The organism is Streptomyces sp. NPDC059957 (genome assembly GCF_042730015.1).
Taxonomy (GTDB): domain Bacteria; phylum Actinomycetota; class Actinomycetes; order Streptomycetales; family Streptomycetaceae; genus Streptomyces.
Genome location: NZ_JBHWMB010000018.1, coordinates 80149 through 100084 on the forward strand (window position 1 = coordinate 80149; position 19936 = coordinate 100084).

19 protein-coding genes are annotated in these 19936 nt (G+C 70.9%); 8 read left to right on the forward strand and 11 right to left on the reverse strand.

Annotation, left to right across the window (positions count from 1 at the left end; all coding sequences use genetic code 11):
* Nucleotides 1–852, reverse strand: coding sequence for a helix-turn-helix domain-containing protein (locus tag ACFWBW_RS14780; RefSeq protein ID WP_385372203.1), 852 nt, complete (start codon nt 850–852; stop codon nt 1–3).
* Nucleotides 853–1073: 221 nt separating this feature from the next.
* Here ACFWBW_RS14780 and ACFWBW_RS14785 point away from each other — a divergent pair, with 221 nt between their 5' ends.
* Both ACFWBW_RS14785 and ACFWBW_RS14790 read left to right on the forward strand, forming a co-directional pair.
* Nucleotides 1074–1574: an ATP-binding protein gene (locus ACFWBW_RS14785; protein ID WP_385372206.1), complete on the forward strand. Its 501-nt coding sequence runs from the start codon at nt 1074–1076 to the stop codon at nt 1572–1574.
* 80 nt (nt 1575–1654) lie between these two features.
* Nucleotides 1655–2497 carry a hypothetical protein gene (locus ACFWBW_RS14790; RefSeq protein WP_385372209.1) on the forward strand — a complete coding sequence of 281 codons (843 nt, stop codon included), beginning with the start codon at nt 1655–1657 and terminating at the stop codon, nt 2495–2497.
* Here the strand turns inward: ACFWBW_RS14790 and ACFWBW_RS14795 are convergent.
* From ACFWBW_RS14795 to ACFWBW_RS14830, 8 genes are all read right to left on the reverse strand, one after another.
* The gene (locus ACFWBW_RS14795; protein WP_385372212.1) at nt 2468–3901 is read right to left on the reverse strand and encodes a hypothetical protein; all 1434 of its coding nucleotides are present in this window, start codon (nt 3899–3901) and stop codon (nt 2468–2470) included. The two genes, ACFWBW_RS14790 and ACFWBW_RS14795, sit on opposite strands and share 30 nt — an antisense overlap.
* A gap of 97 nt (nt 3902–3998) precedes the next feature.
* Entirely contained in the window at nt 3999–6194 is a 2196-nt protein-coding gene (locus ACFWBW_RS14800) for a PQQ-binding-like beta-propeller repeat protein (protein WP_385372215.1), read from the reverse strand.
* A 235-nt stretch (nt 6195–6429) separates the two neighbouring features.
* A complete protein-coding gene (locus tag ACFWBW_RS14805) occupies nt 6430–7578 on the reverse strand; it encodes an RNA polymerase sigma factor (protein ID WP_385372218.1) in 1149 nt (382 codons plus the stop codon).
* Nucleotide 7579: 1 nt separating this feature from the next.
* Nucleotides 7580–7993, reverse strand: a complete 414-nt coding sequence (locus ACFWBW_RS14810; RefSeq protein WP_385372329.1) for a YciI family protein — start codon at nt 7991–7993, stop codon at nt 7580–7582.
* Nucleotides 7994–8163: 170 nt separating this feature from the next.
* The gene (locus tag ACFWBW_RS14815) at nt 8164–8586 is read right to left on the reverse strand and encodes a hypothetical protein (protein WP_385372221.1); all 423 of its coding nucleotides are present in this window, start codon (nt 8584–8586) and stop codon (nt 8164–8166) included.
* A gap of 135 nt (nt 8587–8721) precedes the next feature.
* Nucleotides 8722–9705, reverse strand: coding sequence for a hypothetical protein (locus tag ACFWBW_RS14820; RefSeq protein ID WP_385372224.1), 984 nt, complete (start codon nt 9703–9705; stop codon nt 8722–8724).
* 92 nt (nt 9706–9797) lie between these two features.
* Complete coding sequence (locus tag ACFWBW_RS14825) at nt 9798–11219, reverse strand: APC family permease (RefSeq protein ID WP_385372332.1); 1422 nt, start codon at nt 11217–11219, stop codon at nt 9798–9800.
* A 350-nt stretch (nt 11220–11569) separates the two neighbouring features.
* Nucleotides 11570–13105, reverse strand: coding sequence for an SH3 domain-containing protein (locus ACFWBW_RS14830; protein WP_385372227.1), 1536 nt, complete (start codon nt 13103–13105; stop codon nt 11570–11572).
* A 248-nt stretch (nt 13106–13353) separates the two neighbouring features.
* Between ACFWBW_RS14830 and ACFWBW_RS14835 the strand changes: the two genes are divergently transcribed.
* The 3 genes from ACFWBW_RS14835 (at nt 13354) to ACFWBW_RS14845 (ending at nt 14767) form a co-directional block, all read left to right on the forward strand.
* Nucleotides 13354–13758 (forward strand): DUF1992 domain-containing protein, encoded by a 405-nt coding sequence (locus ACFWBW_RS14835; protein ID WP_385372230.1) that lies wholly within the window; start codon nt 13354–13356, stop codon nt 13756–13758.
* A gap of 188 nt (nt 13759–13946) precedes the next feature.
* The gene (locus ACFWBW_RS14840) at nt 13947–14162 is read left to right on the forward strand and encodes a DUF6243 family protein (protein ID WP_385372233.1); all 216 of its coding nucleotides are present in this window, start codon (nt 13947–13949) and stop codon (nt 14160–14162) included.
* Nucleotides 14163–14305: 143 nt separating this feature from the next.
* Nucleotides 14306–14767 (forward strand): hypothetical protein, encoded by a 462-nt coding sequence (locus tag ACFWBW_RS14845; protein ID WP_385372236.1) that lies wholly within the window; start codon nt 14306–14308, stop codon nt 14765–14767.
* 45 nt (nt 14768–14812) lie between these two features.
* Here ACFWBW_RS14845 and ACFWBW_RS14850 read toward each other — a convergent pair whose 3' ends face one another.
* Nucleotides 14813–15451 (reverse strand): PadR family transcriptional regulator, encoded by a 639-nt coding sequence (locus ACFWBW_RS14850; RefSeq protein WP_385372239.1) that lies wholly within the window; start codon nt 15449–15451, stop codon nt 14813–14815.
* 164 nt (nt 15452–15615) lie between these two features.
* On the opposite strand from ACFWBW_RS14850, the gene ACFWBW_RS14855 reads away from it, so the two are divergent.
* Both ACFWBW_RS14855 and ACFWBW_RS14860 read left to right on the forward strand, forming a co-directional pair.
* On the forward strand, nt 15616–16554 hold the full coding sequence (locus ACFWBW_RS14855; RefSeq protein ID WP_385372242.1) for an ATP-binding cassette domain-containing protein: 939 nt from the start codon (nt 15616–15618) through the stop codon (nt 16552–16554).
* Nucleotides 16551–17375 carry an ABC transporter permease gene (locus ACFWBW_RS14860; protein WP_385372245.1) on the forward strand — a complete coding sequence of 275 codons (825 nt, stop codon included), beginning with the start codon at nt 16551–16553 and terminating at the stop codon, nt 17373–17375. Before ACFWBW_RS14855 ends, ACFWBW_RS14860 begins: the two co-directional genes overlap by 4 nt.
* Nucleotides 17376–17530: 155 nt before the next feature.
* On the opposite strand, the gene ACFWBW_RS14865 is transcribed toward ACFWBW_RS14860, so the two are convergent.
* Nucleotides 17531–18115 carry a TetR/AcrR family transcriptional regulator gene (locus tag ACFWBW_RS14865; RefSeq protein ID WP_385372249.1) on the reverse strand — a complete coding sequence of 195 codons (585 nt, stop codon included), beginning with the start codon at nt 18113–18115 and terminating at the stop codon, nt 17531–17533.
* A gap of 124 nt (nt 18116–18239) precedes the next feature.
* Between ACFWBW_RS14865 and ACFWBW_RS14870 the strand changes: the two genes are divergently transcribed.
* Nucleotides 18240–19829 carry an MDR family MFS transporter gene (locus ACFWBW_RS14870; protein WP_385372251.1) on the forward strand — a complete coding sequence of 530 codons (1590 nt, stop codon included), beginning with the start codon at nt 18240–18242 and terminating at the stop codon, nt 19827–19829.
* Nucleotides 19830–19936: the final 107 nt, after the last annotated feature.

Below are 19936 nucleotides of genomic sequence, written 5' to 3' on the forward strand. Positions count from 1 at the left end.
TCAGAGTTGGCGCGCCAGATCGTGGATGAAGTCACGGGACTCGTCGGGTGCAAGGCTGAGCCGTTCCGTCCAGTCCAGTTGGGCGCGGTACTTCGACAGTTGGACCTCGGTGTACAGAAAATCGGGCCCGTGCGTGTTGTCGCTCTGCACGGTGTCGAGCTGCGGAACCGGTCCCTCAAGATAGTTGACCGTCTGGCCGGCACCGGGGAACCCTCCGGCCTCGAACGGGAGGACGCGGACGACGACGTTGTCCCGCTCGGAGATCCGGAGTAGGTGCTCCAGCTGAGCCCGCGCGACTTGGCGACCGCCGAACTGCATCCGCAACGCCGCTTCGTGCAGAACGGCGACGTACTCGGGTGCTGAGTCGCCTTCCAGTACCTGCTGTCGTTCCAGCCTATGCGCCAGCCGGAGCGCGACCTCTGGTTCTGGGAGGGCCGGTACCGCGAACCGGAAGATGGCGAGTGCGTGATCACTGGTTTGCAGGAGCCCCGGGATGTGTACCGAATGCGCGCTCCGGATCCGGCTCGCATGCGATTCCAGCTCCGCGATGTCGAGAATCGCCGACGACAGCTTGCCTCGGTAGCGCTCCCACCAACCTCGCTTCTGGGTCTGAGCCATGGCTACGAGCGCGTCGATGTAGCGCTCGTCGGCACAGTCGCAGTGGCAGGCCAGCGACCGGAGACGCTCCTCACTGATGGTGCGGATTCCCTGCTCGATGGCGGAGATCTTGGAGCGGTCGATACCGAGGAGTCCTGCGGCGGACTCGGCGGAAACGTCTGCTGCCAGCCTCAACCTGCGTAGCTCGGCACCCAGTCGCTTCTGTCGTTCGGTCGGCGAGGTCCTTGGGGGCATGGCTGCAGTCTGCCGTGCCGAGGGCCCGTGGATCCACAGTGGGCAAACTTCCGCACTCAGGTGGCGAATTGACCACTCGTTTCGCTACCTTGGGTAGTGCGCCGCTCACGCAAGGGAGTTGGAAGTGCATCGCCGCGGCATGCCTAGGCCTCGGCTTCGGCGACGAGCCACTGCCCCCACCAAACGCGAGAGCAACCACCGCTCACGACAGGGAGTCCGTCATGCTCAGCCCCTTCATGCAGGCCCGCCCCGGTTGCTTCGATGCTTGCCCGCCGAGCGATGAGCCGCCGTCCCCCGACGGGCTGTCGTGCAGCCTGACCGTGCCCGGGGAGCCGTACAGCGCCCAGATCGCGCGCAGCACCGTACGGTCCGTCCTGCACGCCCACCACCTCGACCGGGTCGTGCCCGCCGCCGTGCAGGTGGTCGGGGAACTCATTGCCGCAGCCTGGTACTTGGACCCCGGCCGGAGCCTGTACCTCGCCCTCCGCCACCGCGAGGGGGCCTTGCGGCTCACCGTCTACGACGGGCACGCGGCCCACTCCCACCCCCGCCTCGCCGCCCACTGCGAGGCCCGCCGACGGGCCGCCCTGCGGGTCATGGCCGCCGTCGTGCGGGACTGCGGCGGGGCATGGGGCTTCGGGGAGTCCAGGGAGCCCGGCGGCGGGACGCGGACCTGGGCGAGTCTGCCGGTGGCGGGGGCGGCTGGGTATCTCGCCCCCTGACCGTGGTGGCCCGCCTCAACAGGCCTGAGGGGTGCTCGTGTTACGAGATCCGGCTCAGGGCGAGGTGAGTAGACGTACTCATGTGGCCGGCGAACCGGTCTCTGCATGATGCGTGCATGCGATCAATCACCCTTCCGAAGTCCCTGCTGCTGACCGTTCTCGGCTGCGTCGTGTTGTCCGGCTGTGGCACCCGGAACGCCACCACCGATCAGGCCCTCGCGGGCAGCGGCGTCTCGGTGGCAGTCGCGCAGGAAAATCCGTACGGCGATCCGGAGATGCGGTTCCTCGAGGTGATGGCCCGTGACCTGCCGAGCTGCGGTCAGCACGTTGCGGAGGACAAGGGCGCGCTCCCCGCGGACCTGGACTTCGAGGGAGTCCCGCCCGAGCCCTCGGAGCTGCCGGGTTGGGAGGGCGATAGGGAGCCGAGGTACGGGCCGGGCGAGACTCCGCCGGGGGTTCCGGACGCCGACGGAAACACACCGGTCCCCCTGCCGGATGATGTCCCGCCGCCGCCGGAGCCGTCCCCCGGCTCCTTCCGGCCCGACCCGGAAGACGAGGTGCCTCTGAATGCTGCGGAGGAGTGCGTCGGCGACAAGCAGGTACAGCGGATCAGCGAGGCGTTCAAGAACACGAAGACGGCCGACTATCAGGCGATGCACAAGAAGCTGACGGACCTCGACTACCCGGCGACCCGCATGCAGCGGATGCCGGACCACGCGGGCGCGCCCCGGGTAAGGATCGACTTGCGCGTGATGGGAGGCCGGTTGGCCTTGGAGGTCACGGGCACCAGCAGCGGGGTGACCGCCGAAGCGTTCGGGGCTCATGAGGGGGAGGAGGTGGACGTCACCGAGGTGAAGCGGAAGCCGAAGCCGAAGCAGGACGCGCCCACCGGGTCAGCTGGCGCGACGGAGGGAAACCCGTAGGCGCTTCTGCTCGTCACGGGTGAGGAAGAGACCACCGCCGCCCACGTCGGTGACGAACGGGATCTCGACATCCCGGCCCACCTCATCCGCCTCGCCGGAGGAGGTGAGGTCTACCTGGGCGCCGGCCGGTTCGGTGTCCGTGCTCACGTCTCCGTCGACCATCCCGTAGGCCGTCCCGTCGTCGCGGATCGAGCTCAGGTCGATCGTCTTGCGGTCTCCGTCGCCCGCCAGACAGATCCCCTGCTTCCGCTCCAGGTCGAAGGCGACGGGGCCGGCCGCGAGGTAGCGGCCCGAGGGAGAGGCGACGGTCGAGTGGTCGGGGGTCTCGTTGAGGAAGTCGACGCTCTCGCTGGTCGCGCACTCCATGAGGGCCAGGACCGCGCCGGTCCGGGCGTCGTGCACCGACCACGTGGTGGGGCGGCTCGACCCGCTGTCCCACGAGGCGAGGACACGGCCGGCCGCCACCCCGTAGGCCCTTCCGGTCCGCTTGCTGAGGTTGCCGCTCTCCGGCGGCACCCCGTCGGGGCGGAGCGAGTCGCTGAACCAGCGCCCCGGCACGCCGAAGCCGTTCCAGCCGTCCATGGTGACCAGGGGGCCGTCGGCTGTTACCGCCATCACCCGGCTGCCGGAGCAGCCGGGGGTCTGGACGCACTCGGGCAGCAGCTTGTCCGGTTCCTCGTAAGGGGTGACCAACCCGGTGTTCACGTCCACGGCGACCGCCGAGCGCGGATACCGACCGTGGTCCCCGTACGCGACGAGCAGCCGCCCGCCGTCCGCGCCGACCCGGATCTCGTTCGGGTCCGCCGACACCGGTACGTCCACCTCCCGCAGGGGCTTGACGCCCGATCCCGAGGCGTCGGCGGGGAACACGGCCAGCCGCACCACCTCCGTGCCCTCGTGGAGTTCGCCCTTGCCGCTCACCCCGTGGGCGTACGCGATGACGTAGCCGCGACCGTCCAGCTCGACACCCGCCACGCCGGGGATCTCCTCGTCGACTTCGGTACCGTCGATGCGCGCCGGGGTCTTCCACGGGGCGGAACCCCAGCCGGCCTTCCCGCTGCCGGCGGCCTTGGTCTGCACGGTGTACCCGTCTGGGGTCGCGTACATCATCGCGACCACCTCGGTGCGGGGTACGACGGTGACCGGCGGGGTGCCCACGGATTCGGGCACCCACGGGAGGATCTCGTCCCAGCCCAGGGACCCGTCGTACTGCCCGGGCACAGCCAGCTCGGCCGGAAGCTCGGCCGGCACCCGGGCCGTGTCAGGCCGGCCGACGGCGCCGTTCTTGCCCGTGCCGTCCCCGGCGTCCGCGCCACTGCAACCGGCCGCCAAGGTGACCGCCAGTACGGCGCCTGTCATTGCTTTCGCCGCACGCATGTTCCCCGCCCCGCCGTTGTTGATCAACGGGGGCGAGGGTAACAGCGGCCCCGGGGCGGAAGGTACGTTCCGGGCATCGGGCCCACAAGGGTGCCGTCCGTGCCGGAGGGCGGCGCTCGGGGGGTCAGGCGGGGAGCGTTCCGGAGGTGGCGTTGATGGCCAGGATCCCGCTCGCGTTGGTGACGTAGACCAGGCCGTTGGCGACGAGCGGGGTGTACTCGGGGGAGTCGCCCACCTCGGCGTTGGGTCGGGCGGTCCACTTCTGCCAGCCGGATTCCGCATCGATGGCGTAGACGTCTCCGAACCGTTCGTACAGGTCGGTGACGTAGACCCGGCCGTCCACCACGGTCGGTTTCGAGGGGGTGAAGGGGCCGTTGATGTCGAAGGTCCACTTCGTGGTGCCCGTCTTCGGGTCCAGCGCGTGGAGGGCGTTGTCGCCGCCGCCGACGTAGAGCGTGCCCGAGGCGACGACCGGGGGTGAAGGCCGGCACCGGGAGTCGGCGCCCGCCTCGCGCTTGAGGGACACGGACCACTTCTTGGTACCGGTGGCGGCGTCCACGGCGTAGAGGCTGTCGTCGTTGCCGGTGGCGAAGACGAGGCCGTCGGCCACCGCGGGGGTCGTGTAGAACTTGGCTCCCCCGCGGAACGCCCACTTTCTGCTGCCGGTCACCGCGTCCAGGGCGTACAGGCCCGGCTCCGAGCCGTTGACGCCGAGGTAGACCATCCCGTCGGCCACGGTCGGGGGGCACCAGACCTCGTCTCCCGTCGCGAGGCTCCAGGTCTTGAGGCCGGTGACCGTGTGGACGCAGTAGACGTTCCCGTCCTTGCTGCCGAAGTAGACCCTGTCGTTGGCGACGGCGGGCCTGCCGGGGATGTAGTCCCCGGCGGCGAACACCCACCTCTCGCTGCCGCTCCGCGCGTGGAGTTTCCCTTTGGAGTCGGCGAAGAACAGCATGCCGGCCGCCGCCGTGAGCTCGCCCACCTCGTCCGTGAGGGTGACCTGCGCCTGTTCGGCCCCGGTGAGCGCGTCCAGACCGTAGATCGTGTGGCCGTCGGTGAAGCGGACCGTGCCGGCCGCCAGGACGGGGGACGAGGGGATGACGGTATGCGCCTCGAAGCGCCAGCCGCGCGGCCCGGAACCCGTCTGCCCGGGGGAGGGGGCGCCGGCGTCGGTGTTGTTTCCGTCGGAGGGCGTCTTGGGGTTGTCGTCCCCGTCGAGGAGTACGGCCGTCGTGCCGGTCGCGGCCGCCACGGCCGCACCGAGACCCAGCCACACCATGCGTCGGCGGGAGAGGGGTTGGGGCTTCCTGTCCTCCTCGGTCTTCTCCGTGAGGGTGGCGGACGGCTGCGGGAGCCCGGGCGGCGTCGCCGCCGTCTGGGTCGCCAGGCTGTGGAGGGGGTCGGGTGCGGGTCCGAACCCGGCGGGGGGCTTCGCCGGCAGGGCGGGCAGGTCGTGCACGCCGAGGGCGGCCGGGGCGGCCCGGGTGGCCGGGGGAGCCGTGGCTCGGGGCGCCGCCGCGGCCAGGGCGCGTAGGGCGTCGTGGACCTCGGTGGCGGAGGCCGGGCGGTCCTCGGGGGCCTTCGCCAGGAGGCGCAGCACCAGGGCGTCGAGGGCGGCCGGGACGTCCGGTCGGAGGCTGCCGGGCGGGACGGGCGTCTTGTTGAGGTGCGCGGTCATCATCGCGACCGGCCCGGTGGCGGCGAACGGCGTGCTGCCGGTGAGGAGTTCGTGCAGCAGGCAGCCGAAGGCGTACAGGTCCGAGCGGGCGTCCCCGCTCTGCTCGTCGAAGCGCTCGGGGGCCATGTAGGCGAGCGTGCCCATGACCTTGCTGGACTTGTCGCCGGCCGCCATGTAGCGGGCGATCCCGAAGTCCAGGATCTTGATCTCGCCGCCGGTGGTGAGCATCAGGTTGGCGGGCTTGAGATCCCGGTGCACGATGCCGGCGGTGTGCGCGGCGGCCAGCGCGGCCGCGCCCTGGGCGGCCCACCCGACCGCGACCGGCACCGGGGGAGGACCGTCCTGGCGCAGCACCGCCGCCAGGTCCCGGCCCTCGATGTACTCCATGACGAGGAACAGCGTCCCGTCGGCCGGGTCCTGACCCATGTCGTGGACGGTGACGACGCCGCGGTGGTTGAGACCGCCCGCGGTACGCGCCTCCCGGAAGAACAACTCCGCGCCGCCGGGGCCGCCTTGGTCGTGGGGCAGCAGCTTCACCGCGACGTGCCGGCCGATCACCCGGTCCCGGCCCGCCCAGACCTCGCCCATGCCGCCCCGGCCCACGAACGCCGCCAGCTCGTACCGGCCCGCAAGAACGCGCACAGCCACTCTCCCCCGTCCCCTTGGGACACACCGCCCCACCCGGCGAACGTGCCCCATTGAACCCCAGAACCGCAGTGGAGTCAGGGAAGGGGGCCGACCTGCCCGCCACACCGGAGCCCCTCCGTGCAGGGCGTCCTGACAGGCCCGCCACGGCAGGTGGTGCGCTTGATCCCACACCCTGCCAGACGCACCCGCGAGGGACGGGCGCCGCCGGGAATCTCCCCGACCGACGGCGTCAGCCCCGCCGGCAGGCGGCGTTCAGGCGGGCCGCCTGGCGGGTCAGGTGGTCGCGTTCCGCGAGGTTGGGGGCCCGGTGGGCCGCCTCGGCGTAGAGGCGGGCCGCCGTGGCCGGGTCGCCGTCGCGTTCGTGGAGGTACGCGGCGACCGCGGTGTGGCGGGGGAGCGTGGCGTCCAGTTCCGCGAGTGCCGCCAGGCCCGCGCGCGGGCCGTCGGCCTCGCCGACCGCCACCGCACGGTTGAGGCGGGCGATCGGGCTGCCGGTCAGGCGCACCAGCTCGTCGTACCACTCCACGATCTGCACCCAGTCGGTCTCCTCGGTGCTCTGCGCGTCGGCGTGGAGGGCGGCGATGGCGGCCTGCGCCTGGAACTCGCCCAGCCGGTCGCGGGCGAGGGCGGGATGCAGGATGCCGATGCCCTCGGCGATCAGCTGGGTGTCCCAGCGGCCGCGGTTCTGCTCGGCGAGCGGGACCAGGCTGCCGTCGGGGGTGGTGCGCGTGGCCCGCCGGGCATGGTGGATCAGCATCAGGGCGAGGAGACCCGACACCTCGGGGTGGTCGATCGAGGCCGCCAGGCGGCGGGTGAGGCGGATGGCCTCGGCGGCGAGGTCCACGTCGCCGGAGTAGCCCTCGTTGAAGACCAGGTAGAGGACGCGCAGGACGGTGCCGACGTCCCCGGGGCTGTCGAAGCGGACCTCGGAGACCGTCCGCTTGGCGCGGCTGATGCGCTGCGCCATGGTCGCCTCGGGGACGAGGTAGGCCGCGGCGATCTGCCGTGTGGTCAGTCCGCCGACCGCGCGCAGGGTGAGCGCGACGGCGGAGGAGGGGGTGAGGGAGGGGTGGGCGCACAGGAAGTACAGCTGGAGCGTGTCGTCCACCGCGGGCGCGGGGCCGGGCGCCGGCTCCACCTCCACCCGGTCCTCGCGACGGCGGCGGGCGGTGTCCGCCCGCGTCGCGTCGAGGAACCGGCGCCAGGCGACAGTGACCAGCCAGGCCTTCGGATCCCGGGGAGGGTCCTCGGGCCAGACCCGGACCGCTTCGAGCAGGGCCTCCTGTACGGCGTCCTCGGCCGCCGCGAAATCTGCTCCGCGGCGGACGAGGATTCCGAGGACCTGCGGGGTGAGGCTGCGGAGCAGGGCCTCGTCCACGTCAGTGGCACTCGGGGACGGTCGGCGGCGCCGCCAGGAACGGGCGCAGCTCCAGCCATTCGTGGATCGGCTTGCCGCCCGCACCGGGGGCCGCCGACAGCTCCCCGGCGAGCTCGACCGCGCGCTCGTAGCTGTCCACGTCGATCACCATCCAGCCGGCGATCAGGTCCTTCGTCTCGGCGAAGGGGCCGTCGGTGACCGGCGGGCGGCCCTCGCCGTCGTAGCGGACCCAGGTCCCCTCGGGGGCGAGCGCCTGACCGTCGACGAACTCGCCGGTGCCCTCCAGCCGGTCCGCGAAGTCGCGCATGTACTGGATGTGGGCCGTGATCTCCTCCGGCGTCCACTCGCTCATGGGGACGTCGTTGGCGGCAGCCGGGGCGCCGCGGTAGTGCTTCAGAAGCAGGTACTTGGCCATGGTGGTCTCCTCGGTGCTGTGCGGCCCATTCTGGCCGCGTTCACTGAGGAGACGGAGCAGGGCACGGGTTCTCGACATCGCCGGCGGAATTCCTTTCCGCGGGATCCCGGACCGGGCGGACGGGCCGCCCGGTCCGGGGTGTGGATGCGGCCTTCCGGCTCGGGGCCGGCTCAGAGGCCGTGCACGCGGGCGAAGAGCCGGCCGTAGTCGTAGCCGTGCCACTTGTTGTTCCCGTAGTCCTTCCAGCGGTCCTTCTTGTGGTCCTTTCCATGGCTGTCGCCGTAGCCGTACCAGTAGGTGTGGCAGTGCCACCCGCCCCAGCTGTGATGGCGGCCGTGATGGTTCCAATGGCAGTAGCGGATGCGGTAGCCGTCCCGGTCGCGATCGCCCTGAACGCCGCGGCCGGATGCCGTCACCGCGACGGTGGTGGTGTCGGCCCGTGGCGCCGCCGCCGGAGTCGCGGCGAAGGCGCTGGAGGGCAGCAGCGTGCCTGCTGCGACGAGGGCGGCCGAAGCCGTGAGAACGGCGATCCGGCGCGCGCGGGGTATGTGGGGTCTGTGGGGTCTGTGGGGTTCCCGGGTCATGGCGGTCATGAGAATTCACCTCCGGCGAGCAGACAGGGACAGGGACGTGGACGGGGACGGGGACGTGGACAAACGCTGATGCTGCGGGGGTCACCTGCTCTACGTGATCCCCCTCCTCACTTAAGCCCGGGCCGGCGCACGGCGTCATGCCCCTGATGTTCGGGACTTGACAGGCCGACCGGGCATGGCCTGCGCCTTGTCCCGCCAGCGGACGAAGAGGCTCTCCGCGTCGCCGCTGTACGACCACGGGATCCGCGTGGCCCGGTTGTCCAGCAGGGCGAAGACGGCCGGCGCCTGCGCCTCCATGCCCGCGTGGACCAGGCCGTGGGCCAGGTAGTTCAGGTCGGCGACGTCCTGGGCGTACGACACCGTGCGGTGGGCGATCCAGTTGTCGAGCGCGTTGCGCAGGTCCCAGCGCGCCCGGTCCCCGCTCCAGTGGTAGGCCAGGCCGATGGCCGTGCGCCCCTCCGCCTCCGTCTGGTGCCGGTACTGCTCCGCCCGCGCCACCTGCGGCAGCACCGCGAGCGGTGAACCGGGCGGGGCGTAGACGGCCACGTCCCAGGCGAAGTTGTTGGCCTCGCCGTTCGATCCGTGCCAGCGCGGGGAGAGGTAGCGCAGCGCCTGGTGGTGGGCTTCCCGGTGGTAGGGGTCGCGGGCGCGCAGCTCCTTCCACCAGTGGCCCATGTTCGGGTCACCCCGGTCGTACAGTCTGGCGAGCGTCACGAGGGAGACGTACGGGTACGGGTCCGCGGGGGCCTGATCCGCCGCCCGCAGACACAGACCGGCCACCTGGTCCAGGCTGTCGTGCCCGGGCATCGTCCCGCTGCGCGCCGCGGCGAACGTCCGCATCACCTCGGTCTCCGCACGCAGTACGGCCGCGTTCGGATCGGTGGGGTCGGCGGCGTACCAGACGTCCACGGTGCGCCGGCTCGCCGCGGCGTCCGCGAGCAGGCGGATGCGGTGCGCGCGCCGGTCCCAGTCGCCCGGGGGATGCTCGGCCAGGAGGTCGCGGGCCCCTTCCCAGCGGCCCATCACCATGTCCTGACGGCACTGTTCCAGGCGTCGGTCGCCGAACGCCAGGTCGTAGAGCGGTGCTCCGGAACGGCGGCGGCGCGGCCAGGGTGCCATGGACACTCCTCGGATCGGTGGGGGGTGGACGACGCCGGCTCCGGTGCGGGCACGGGGGGTCGGCGTCCTTCGTGCCGTCAGAAGCCGGTTCGTCAGAAGTCGGTGAGTACGTCGTCCCGCCGTTCGGCCGCCGCGAGGCCGGGCCCGCTGCCCGGCCCGGAGCCCTGTTCCTCGTAGAAGACGTCCTGTTCGGGATCCAGCGGCCTGGGCCTGAAGTACGAGACCCCCCGCAGCCGGGAGAGGGTCATCGGGATCAAGCCCAGCGCGAGCGCCCCGAGGCCGATGGCGAGGGCGCTGCCGGTCAGTTCCGGAACCGACATGGCGAAGATCCAGATCATGAACAGGGCTCCGCCGAGCGGCCACAGCCCGACGAGGAGGAAGGTGCCCACGGACCTGAACAGCACCTTGCGGTAGGCGACCACGGCCGCCAGGCCGGCGAGGGCGTAGTAGAAGGCGATGTGCAGGCCGATGCCGCTGACGGCGTCCCGGACGAACTGCGTGCCGGAGCCGGCCGTGGCGGAGACGGCCACGAGGAGGAGGGCCACGGCCGCCACGGTGGCCGTGGCCACGGAGGGCGTCTGCCAGTCGCGGTGGATGCGCCCGAACGCGGCGGGCACGGTGCGGTCGCGGCCCATGGCGAAGAGCGTGCGGGTCGCCTGGAGGAGGCTCGTCTCCAGGGTGGCGATCATGGACAGCACGACGGCGAGGACGAGCAGCCGGCCGCCCCAGCCCGGCCAGACGGCGTCGCCGAGCACGGAGAGGAAGCCGTCGGGGTTGCCGCGTACCGCGTCCGCCCCGATGAGGATGTTGGTGGCGATGGTGAAGACGACGAAGATCGCGAAGGACAGCGCGACTCCGATCAGGCCGCCGAGGCCGAAGGAGCGGCGACTGGTGCGGGTCTCCTCGTTGAGATTGCTGGAGACGTCCCAGCCCCAGTAGCTGACTCCTGCGATCAGCGCGCCGGCGACGAAGCTGTGCGACGCGTCGAAGTGGCCGAAGCCGAACCAGGAGAGCGAGAAGTCCGCCGCGTTCCCGTCCTTGACCAGGGCGGCGACGGCGAAGGCCAGGAGCAGCACGAGCTGGAGGCCGGTGAGGATGCGGCGGGTGTACGGGCTGATCCGGGCGCCCTGCGCCACCACGCCCGCCATGAGCAGGAACCAGCCCGCGCCGACGGCCGTGGCCAGGCCGGTGTTCGCGGCCAGGTCCGGGCTGATGAGGGCGAGGGTGGCGCTGCCGGCCGGGAGGGTGGCCGAAACGAGGAAGGCCGTCGCGGCGACGACCAGGGCCCAGCCGCTGAGGAAGCCGAGGAAGGGGTGCAGCGAGCGCGCCACCCAGGCGTAGCTCGCCCCGGCGTTGACGTCGAGGCGGCCCAGATGACGGAAGGCCAGCGCGATGCCGATCATCGGTATCGCGCAGTACAGGAGCACGGCGGGGCTCGCGACCCCGACGGTGGCGATGAGCGCCGGGATCGTCGCGGCGACGGTGTACGCCGGCCCGCAGCCCGCGACCGCCATGACGATGGAGTCGAACGTCCCCAGGGTGGCTCGCAGGCCGCCCCCGTCGCTGCCGGCCCTTTTGCTCACCACTGGTTGCGCCCTTCTGAGCCCTGTACAAGGGCTAGATCTTGCCCGCGGGGTCGGCGGGGGCACAAGGGCTACTCTTCGGTTTCTTTGGTTCAACTGCCTGTTGAAGGCTGGGATTCGCACTGAGGGTGGATGACGGCTGCGGATTTCGTTGTCCGCGCGGGCGTCATGCACACAGGGCGTCATGCCCGCAGGGCGTCATGCACGCAGGGCGGAAACGCCTTCGGTGCGCACCGGGGCTCGGGGGCCTCGATGCGCACCGAAGAGTGGGTGGGGCTGGGTCAGCAGGTGGGGATGCGGTTCAGGTTCGCGGCGTAGCGGGCGGAGATCCAGCCGCGGCCGTCGGCGAGCTTGTACCAGATGGCGTTGCCGTCGACCGAGGTGCCGTTGGTCTTGCACTGCACCTGGACCTCGGCGCCGTGCTTGATCACGCCGGTCTTCCCGTAGCGGGTGCCGGGGCCGGTGCGGACGTGCAGCTTGTCGCTGACGATGCGGGCCGTCGGCTTGCCGGGCTTGTCGCCCTTGCCGCCATGGTCCTTGCCGCCGTTGTCCTTGCCTCCGTGGTCCTTACCGCCGTGGTCCTTGCCGCACTTGCAGTCGCCGGGCTTGCCCTTGTCGCCCTTCGGACCCTGCGGACCCCTCGGACCCTGGTCTCCCTTGGGTCCGCCCGGTCCGCGGTTGCCCTTCTCGCCCTGCTTGCCCTTCTCGCCCTTCGGTCCGCCGGGGCCGCGGTCGCCCTTCGGGCCCTGGTCGCCCTTCGGTCCGCCCGGTCCGCGCGAGCCCGTCGGTCCGGCCGGGCCGGTGTTGCCGCGGTCGCCCTTGTCACCCTTGTCACCCTTCGGGCCCTGGTCGCCCTTGGGTCCGCCGGCCGGGCCGGTGTCGCCCTTGGGGCCCTGGGGTCCGCCCGGTCCGGGCACGCCCGCGGGCCCCGTCGGGCCCTCGTTGCCGTTGTCGCCCTTCGGTCCGGCCGGGCCGGTGTCACCCTTCGGGCCGCCCGCCGGACCCGTGTCGCCCCTCGGCCCGGGTGCCCCGGTGTCGCCCTTCGGGCCCTGGGGGCCTCCGGCCGGTCCCTGGTCGCCCTTCGGGCCCGCGGGGCCGGTGTCGCCCTTCGGACCCTGCGGCCCCTTGTGGCCCTGCGGGCCCTTCTTCCCCTGGTCGCCCTTCTCGCCGCGGTCGCCGCGGTCCCCGCGCTCGCCCTTCTCGCCCCGCTCGCCCTGGTCACCCTTGTCGCCCTTGGGTCCGGGGCGGCCCGGCTTGCCGTGGTGACCGGGCTTGCCGTCGTGGCCCGGCTTCCCGTCGTGCCCGTCCTGCCCGTCGTCGCCCTTGGGCCCCGTCACCGGGGTGGACACCGCGTACAGGCCGGGGGAGCCGGTCCCGGCCGCCCACTCGCCGCCGTCGAGCGTCGTGCCCTCGGGGGCGTCCGCGTCCACCCGTACGAGTACGCCCAGCCGGGTGCCGCTCTCCGCCGGGAAGGCGAAGCCCGCACGGGTCCCGGCGTCACAGGTCAGCTGGCGGGCGTTGCCGGACAGGGTGCAGGGCGCGCCCGAGCGGTCGCCGTTCCAGTAGAAGCGGGCCTCGGGGAAGGTCGTCCGCTCCGGTGCGGTGATCCGGAAGCTGCTGCTGAGCGCCGGATCGCCGCCGGTCTCCGCCACGATCACCACGCGGCCGGTCTTGCCGGCGGCGATCGAGGGGACGTACGGCTGGGAGAACCGGATGTGCGGCGAGCCGGCGGCGAAAGCCGGCACGGCCGGCAGCAGGCAGGTCGCGGTGACGGCCGCGACGACCAGGGCGGCCGACGTGCAGCGGGAAGCAGACAAGGGTGTTTCCTCCGCGAGGAAAGGCGACGGAACCGGAGGGCGACCGCCGAATGCGGTCTTCCGGTGGACAAAGGTCCCAGCACCAGTTAAAAGCTGACAATGCGACCCGGTTGTGTACGACGCGTAACCGATCACTCGGCAGCCGCGTGAATCCCCCGTCCGCCCGGATCAGGAGGGTGGGCGGTTACGCTCCGCAACCCCCTCCCCAGCCCTCGGAGTTATGCTGGCAGGAACCGTTGGGAGGCAGTGTGACCGAGCGCAAACCGCCTGGTGTCAGCTTCGAATCCTTCGTGGACCGCCAGATCAGACAGGCCGAGGCGAGCGGCGAGATCGAGAATCTGCCGGGCTTCGGAAAGCCGCTGGCCTCGCTCGACGCCCCGTACGACGAGCTGTGGTGGATCAAGGGCAAACTGCACCGCGAGGGCTTCGCGGTCCTCCCGCCGGCGCTCGCGCTCCGCAAGGAGGCGGAAGACGCCCGCGAGGCGATCAAGGCCGCCCGCACCGAACGCCAGGTCCGCGACCTCCTCACGGAGATCAACGACAAGATCCGTACGGCCCTGCGCAGGCCCCCGCCCGGCCCTCCGCTGAACCTCAGGGAATTCGACGTCGAAGCCGAACTCACCCGGTGGCGGGAGTCCGGGGAAGCCCGCTGAAGGCCGTCCCGCAACGGTTGGTGTCAGGGGTCGACGGAAGCGGGTAACGTCTTTGTCATGTTCTTCCAGAGGCCGATTTACGAGTGAGCGCGTGATGGGCCCCGGCTGACGTCCTTCGACGAGACGCCGCCGAACGTTCCCCACCGACGCATCCGTAGATCACTCCGTACTCATGACCGGGAGAACCCGTGACCGTCAGCAAGAACATCAACAACCCCGTGGGCCAGGGCGGCGGCCAGCGCAAGCGGCAGTCCCGCGCCGAACGGGCGAACAACGGCCCGCACCGCAACCTCGACCGCCAGGGTGCCGCCGACCAGAAGGCGGAGCTGCTGCGCAAGATGCGTGAGAAGGCGGTCGCGGCCGAGGCCGCCGACGAGACGGCCGACGCCCCCGCGCAGAGCTGACGCACCACCGCCCCAGGGCGACCCGTACGAAGCAGGGCCCGGACCGCACCACGCGTTCCGGGCCCTGCTGCCGTATCCGGCAGCCAGGAATCCCGCCAGGGGCCGGAGGGAACCACTCCAGGGGTGGGGGCATCTGGTGAAGCATGGGTGAATTGATCTTCGGTCTGTTCTTCATGGCCGGCTGGGCCGCGGCCCTCGCCCGGCTCGGGTACGCCGCCCTGGTGCTGTGGCGGAGCCGGGGGGAGCAGTGGGTCCGGGGTCAAGGGCAACCGTTCGCCCGGCTGCTGCTCCCGGCCCCCGCGTACCTCCGCTTCGACAGGACGCTCGCCGTGGCGGTCCTTCTGGCCGACCTCTGGCTGGTGTCGGCGGTCGTCGTGTCCGGCTCGGAAGGCGTCTTCACCGAGGAGTGGCTGGGGTATCCCGGCATGATGGATCCCGCTGGGCAGGGCTACCAGGCAGGGGCGGTGGATCTGCTGCGTACGGCGGCGCTGTGGAGCGCCTCCGCCGCGATCCTCGGGCGCTGCTGGACCACGGCGGCCGTCCAGCTGTCCGTCCTGCCGTTGTCGGCGCTCTGGATCGCCTCGTTCGACACCTACTACAACTGACCCCGCAGGCAGCCGGGATGCGTCGCCAGTGCTGTGACCGAGGCGCTAGCGGTCGTCCTGCGGGTGCGGCCCTGTCGCGTACGGGTTCGGCTCGTCGTCCGCGAGCACGCCTACGAAGGGTTCACCCTCCCCCGCGAAGGTGTACGCGCCGCCTTCGATCCGCTCGACGAGTCCGCGGGTCCATTCCGCGCCGCTGTCGGCCGAGTGCACCCACAGGTTCATGATTTCGCCGATGTGGCCGAGCTGTTCGGGCCCCTCCTCCGGCGTGTAGTACTCGGTGACGGTGGACCGCCACTGCTCGAGCCCCGCGATCCGCTGCTTGAGGAGGGCGACGGCCTCGCTGCGGGGCAGGTCGACGATGAAGCCGAGGCCGGCCGAGACGACGTCGGACTTCTGCTCGTGCGAGCTCAGGGCCTCGCGCAGCAGAGTGAGGTACTCCTCGGTTCCCTTGTCGGTGATCTCGTACTCGACGCGGGGCGGGCCGCCGACGGCGCTCGGCGCGACCTCGTGCGCGATGAGGAGTCCTTGCTTCGCCATCTGCTTGAGCGCGTGGTAGATCGAGCCCGGCTTGGCGTTGGACCACTCGTGGGCGCCCCAGAACTCCAGGTCGTTGCGTACCTGGTAACCGTGCGCCCGTCCGTGCTGGCGGACCGCGCCGAGGACCAGCAGCCGGATCGCTGACATGCGCTTCTCCCTCTTGGGCAATTTTGACTAGACTATCTCTATTCAAGTTTGACTAGCCGCCCACCCTTGCCGGCTTCACTCTCTAATCAAGTTTGACTAACTGGCGCGGGTGGCCTACCTTGCACTCTCTCGTCAAGTTTGATTACTGAGTGAAGGAGGGTGCTTTGTCTGACCACGATCTGTCGATCGTCGTCGAAGGTCTGCGGAAGAAGTACGGGGACAAGCAGGCCCTCGACGGCCTCGATCTCACGGTCCGAGCCGGGACGGTCCAGGGGATTCTCGGCCCGAACGGCGCCGGCAAGACCACGGCCGTACGCATCATGTCCACGCTGCTGCGCCCCGAGGAGGGGCGCGTCGAGGTGGCGGGCATCGACGTGAGGACCCGGCCCGACGAGGTGCGCTCGCGGATCGGGCTGCTCGGCCAGCACGCTGCTGTCGACGAGGAGCTCAGCGGCCGCCAGAACCTGGAGATGTTCGGCCGCCTTTACCATCTCGGCTCCCGTCGTGCGGGCGCCCGGGCTGATGAGCTCCTGGACCGGTTCGGGCTCGCGGACACCGGCAAGAAGGCGGTCAAGCAGTACAGCGGCGGCATGCGGCGGCGGCTCGACCTCGCGGCCTCCCTCATCCTGCAGCCCGAAGTGCTCTTCCTGGACGAGCCCACGACCGGGCTCGACCCCCGCGGCCGCACGGAGGTGTGGAGTGCGGTGCGTTCCCTGGTCGGCGGCGGCGCGACCGTCCTGCTGACCACTCAGTACCTGGAGGAGGCCGACCAGCTGGCCGACAAGATCGCGGTGATCAACCACGGGAAGGTCATCGCCGAGGGCACGGCCGACGAGCTGAAGACCAAGACGGGCGGTGACCGCATCGACGTGGTCCTGCACGACGCGGCCCAACTGGCCCGCGCCGCCTCGCTCCTGCCCGGTGAAGTGGCGGTGGACGAGGACCGGCGGATGGTCAGCGCATCGGTCACCGACCGCATGGCGGCCCTGACCGAGACCGTACGGGCGCTGGAGGCGGCGGGCATCGAGGCGGAGGACATCGCCGTACGCCGGCCGACGCTCGACGAGGTCTTCATGCACCTGACGAGGGAGGAGTCCGTATGAGTGCGACGCACGGTGTGAGCACGAAGCACGGCACGGGTTCGAAGCTGGGCTGGGCGGCCGCCGACTCCTGGACGATGACCCGGCGCGAGCTGGCCCACTGGGCGCGACAGCCCGTGCAGGTGGTCGTCGGGCTGGTCTTCCCGGTGATGATGCTGCTGATGTTCAGCTACCTGATCGGCGGCGGACGGGGCGTCGAGGGCGACTTCACGGCCTACCTGGTCCCCGGCATGCTCACCATGACCATGGCCTTCGGCCTGGAAGGCACGATGCTCTCGGTCACCCAGGACCTCGGCAAGGGGGTCATCGACCGGTTCCGCTCGATGCCGATGAACTCCGGCGCGGTCCTGGTCGGCCGGAGCGTCGCCGACATGCTGCAGTCGGTGGTCGGCCTGGCCGTGATGATCGCGGTCGGATATGCGATCGGCTGGCGCTGGCACGAGGGTCCCGCCTCCTTCCTGGGTGCCGTGGGGCTGCTGTTGCTGCTGCGGTTCGCGATGCTGTGGATCGGCATCCACCTGGCGATGGTCGCGGGCAAGCCGGAGTTGGTTCAGGCCGTGCAGATCCTCGTCTGGCCGGTCAGCTTCCTTTCCAACGTCATCGCCTCGCCCGAGTCGATGCCGTCCTGGCTGGGCACGATCGTGGAGTGGAACCCGATGTCCGCGACGGCCACCGCGGTACGCGGCCTGTTCGGCAACCCGGGCGCGGCCGGCGACTCCTGGGCCGCGACCCACGCGGAACTCCTCGCGGTGGCCTGGCCGGTAGCCCTGATCGCGGTGTTCTTCCCGCTCGCCGTGAAGCGCTTCCGGGACCTGAGCCGCTGACGAATCCGTCCCGGCCTCCGGTCCGGTTCGCCGGACCGGAGGCCGGGCGACCGGGCCGCAAGAGACGGGAGCGGCAGAGCTCGGAGGGCGGGTCGCTCTGCTCGCTCGGTTCCGAGCTGGTGCCAGGAAGGAGGCGGCGCTGTACGAGGGGCGGGCTATGCCTGCCCGTGGGCCTGCGTGATCAGGTCCGTCGCGACCTCCAGGGCGGCCTGGCGGGTCTCCTCCGGGTTCCCCTCCACGTGCTGGAGGAACATCATTCCCGCGTGCAGGGTGAACAGGGCGCTCACGCACCGCACCTGGTCGGTCAGCGGGGCGTCCTCCTGGCCGGTCCGGAGCAGGTCCACCAAGGCGAAGAGGCGCTTCTTCACCGTCTCGCCGATGCTCAGCTCCCGCAGCGAAGCCTGGTTCTCCTGCATGAAGCGGTACAGGGAGGCGCCGCCCGCCATCGCCTCGCTGTAGCGGCGCAGGACCTCCCGCTTCATCTCCAGCGTGCGCGGCTGCTCCTCCGCCCACTGGATCAGCTCGTCGATCGGCCGGGTCAGGTCGTCGAACAGGCTGATGATGATGTCTTCCTTGGTCTTGAAGTGGTAGTACAGCGCCGCCTTCGTGACCCCCAGCCGCTCCGCGATCTCCCGGAGCGAGGTCTTCTCGTACCCCTGCTCGGCGAAGAGTTCCAGTGCGACGTCCTGGATGCGCTGCCGCGTGTCGCCGCGGCGCTGCTGCGGACTGCTGCTGGACATGACTCTCCCCTGACTTACTTACTTGACGCCCGGCTAGTTACGGGTCTACCTTCCCCATTGTAGTGAACTAGCCGGTCGGCAAGTAAGTCCCAGGGCCGGTGCATATGCGCCAGGGGAGTGGAACATGGTGGAAATCAAGAAGAACGCGGGCGCCTCGGAGGAGGTGAAGCCGCGCAGCGTGCGGGTCGTCCTGATGGCCCTCATGATCGCGATGCTGCTGGCCATGCTGGACAACATGATCATCGGCACGGCCATGCCCACGATCGTCGGCGAGCTCGGCGGCCTGGAGCACCTCTCCTGGGTCGTCACCGCCTACACGCTGGCCACCGCCGCCTCCACTCCCATCTGGGGCAAGATCGGCGACATGTACGGGCGGAAGGGCTCCTTCCTCACCTCGATCGTCATCTTCCTGATCGGCTCCGCGCTCAGCGGCATGGCCCAGGACATGGGCCAGCTCATCGGCTTCCGCGCGATCCAGGGCCTCGGCGCCGGCGGTCTGATGGTCGGCGTCATGGCGATCATCGGCGACCTGATCCCGCCCCGCGAGCGCGGCAAGTACCAGGGCATGATGGCCGGCGTGATGGCCCTCGCCATGATCGGCGGACCGCTGGTCGGCGGCACCATCACCGACCACATGGGCTGGCGCTGGTCCTTCTACATCAACCTCCCGCTCGGCGCCGTGGCCCTGGCCATGGTCACCGCGGTGCTCCACCTCCCGAAGAAGACCCACGGGGAACGCCCGAAGATCGACTACCTCGGCGCGGCGCTGCTCACCATCGGCATCACCTCCACGGTCCTCGTCACCACCTGGGGCGGCACCGAGTACGCGTGGGGCTCCACCGAGATCATCGGCCTGATCGTCGTCGGTGTCCTGTCCATCGCGGGCTTCCTCTACGCCGAGACCAAGGCCGCCGACCCGGTCATGCCGCTGCACATCTTCCGCAGCCGCAACTTCACCCTCATGTCCGTGATCGGCTTCCTGGTCGGCTTCGCGATGTTCGGCGGCGTGCTCTACCTGCCGCTCTTCCAGCAGTCGGTCCAGGGCGCCTCGGCCACCAACTCCGGCCTGCTGCTCCTGCCGATGCTGCTCTCGATGATGCTCGTCTCGCTGGTCGCGGGCCGGATCACCACCAACAGCGGCAAGTACAAGATCTTCCCGATCATCGGCGGCGGGCTCATGGTCGTCGGGCTCTTCCTGCTCGCCACCATGGACACCGGGACGACCCGCCTGATGTCCGGTGTGTACATGGCCGTGCTCGGCGCGGGCCTCGGCTTCCTGATGCAGATCACGATGCTGGTCGCCCAGAACAGCGTCGAGATGAAGGACATGGGCGTCGCGTCCTCCTCGGCGACCCTGTTCCGCACGCTCGGCGGCTCCTTCGGCGTGGCGCTGATGGGCTCGCTGTTCACCAGCCAGGTCACCAGCACGATGACCGACCGGCTCGGTCCCGAGGCGGCGACCGCGGCGGGCTCCGCGCAGTTGGACGCGGCGAGTCTGGCGAAGCTGCCGGAGGTCGTGCGGGAGGCCTACCAGCACGCGGTGGCCGCCGGCACGCACTCGGCGTTCCTGCTGGGTGCGGGGATCGCGGTACTCGGCTTCGCGGCCGCCTGGTTCGTCAAGGAGGTCCCGCTGCGGGGCGGTGGGCCGGCGGGGGCGGCCGGTGGTGGCTCGGGCAAGTCCGAGGTGGCGCCGGAGGCGGTTGTCGTGCACTGAGTTGCTCGCGCGTGGGTGTGGGGTGGGGAAAGGGCGAGGGGGGGGCAGGGGGCCCCTGGGAGGGGGCACACCGTCACCCAAACCCAAACACGACACCTAGGCAAAAA

Excerpts from the sequence above, each read along its gene's own strand:
- ACFWBW_RS14780 (WP_385372203.1), bottom strand. The coding sequence starts at position 852 with ATGCCCCCAAGGACCTCGCCGACCGAACGACAGAAGCGACTGGGTGCC.
- ACFWBW_RS14785 (WP_385372206.1), top strand. The coding sequence starts at position 1,074 with ATGCTCAGCCCCTTCATGCAGGCCCGCCCCGGTTGCTTCGATGCTTGC.
- ACFWBW_RS14790 (WP_385372209.1), top strand. The coding sequence starts at position 1,655 with ATGTGGCCGGCGAACCGGTCTCTGCATGATGCGTGCATGCGATCAATC.
- ACFWBW_RS14810 (WP_385372329.1), bottom strand. The coding sequence starts at position 7,993 with ATGGCCAAGTACCTGCTTCTGAAGCACTACCGCGGCGCCCCGGCTGCC.
- ACFWBW_RS14815 (WP_385372221.1), bottom strand. The coding sequence starts at position 8,586 with ATGACCGCCATGACCCGGGAACCCCACAGACCCCACAGACCCCACATA.
- ACFWBW_RS14820 (WP_385372224.1), bottom strand. The coding sequence starts at position 9,705 with ATGGCACCCTGGCCGCGCCGCCGCCGTTCCGGAGCACCGCTCTACGAC.
- ACFWBW_RS14825 (WP_385372332.1), bottom strand. The coding sequence starts at position 11,219 with ATGGCGGTCGCGGGCTGCGGGCCGGCGTACACCGTCGCCGCGACGATC.
- ACFWBW_RS14845 (WP_385372236.1), top strand. The coding sequence starts at position 14,306 with ATGGGTGAATTGATCTTCGGTCTGTTCTTCATGGCCGGCTGGGCCGCG.
- ACFWBW_RS14850 (WP_385372239.1), bottom strand. The coding sequence starts at position 15,451 with ATGTCAGCGATCCGGCTGCTGGTCCTCGGCGCGGTCCGCCAGCACGGA.
- ACFWBW_RS14860 (WP_385372245.1), top strand. The coding sequence starts at position 16,551 with ATGAGTGCGACGCACGGTGTGAGCACGAAGCACGGCACGGGTTCGAAG.
- ACFWBW_RS14865 (WP_385372249.1), bottom strand. The coding sequence starts at position 18,115 with ATGTCCAGCAGCAGTCCGCAGCAGCGCCGCGGCGACACGCGGCAGCGC.
- ACFWBW_RS14870 (WP_385372251.1), top strand. The coding sequence starts at position 18,240 with ATGGTGGAAATCAAGAAGAACGCGGGCGCCTCGGAGGAGGTGAAGCCG.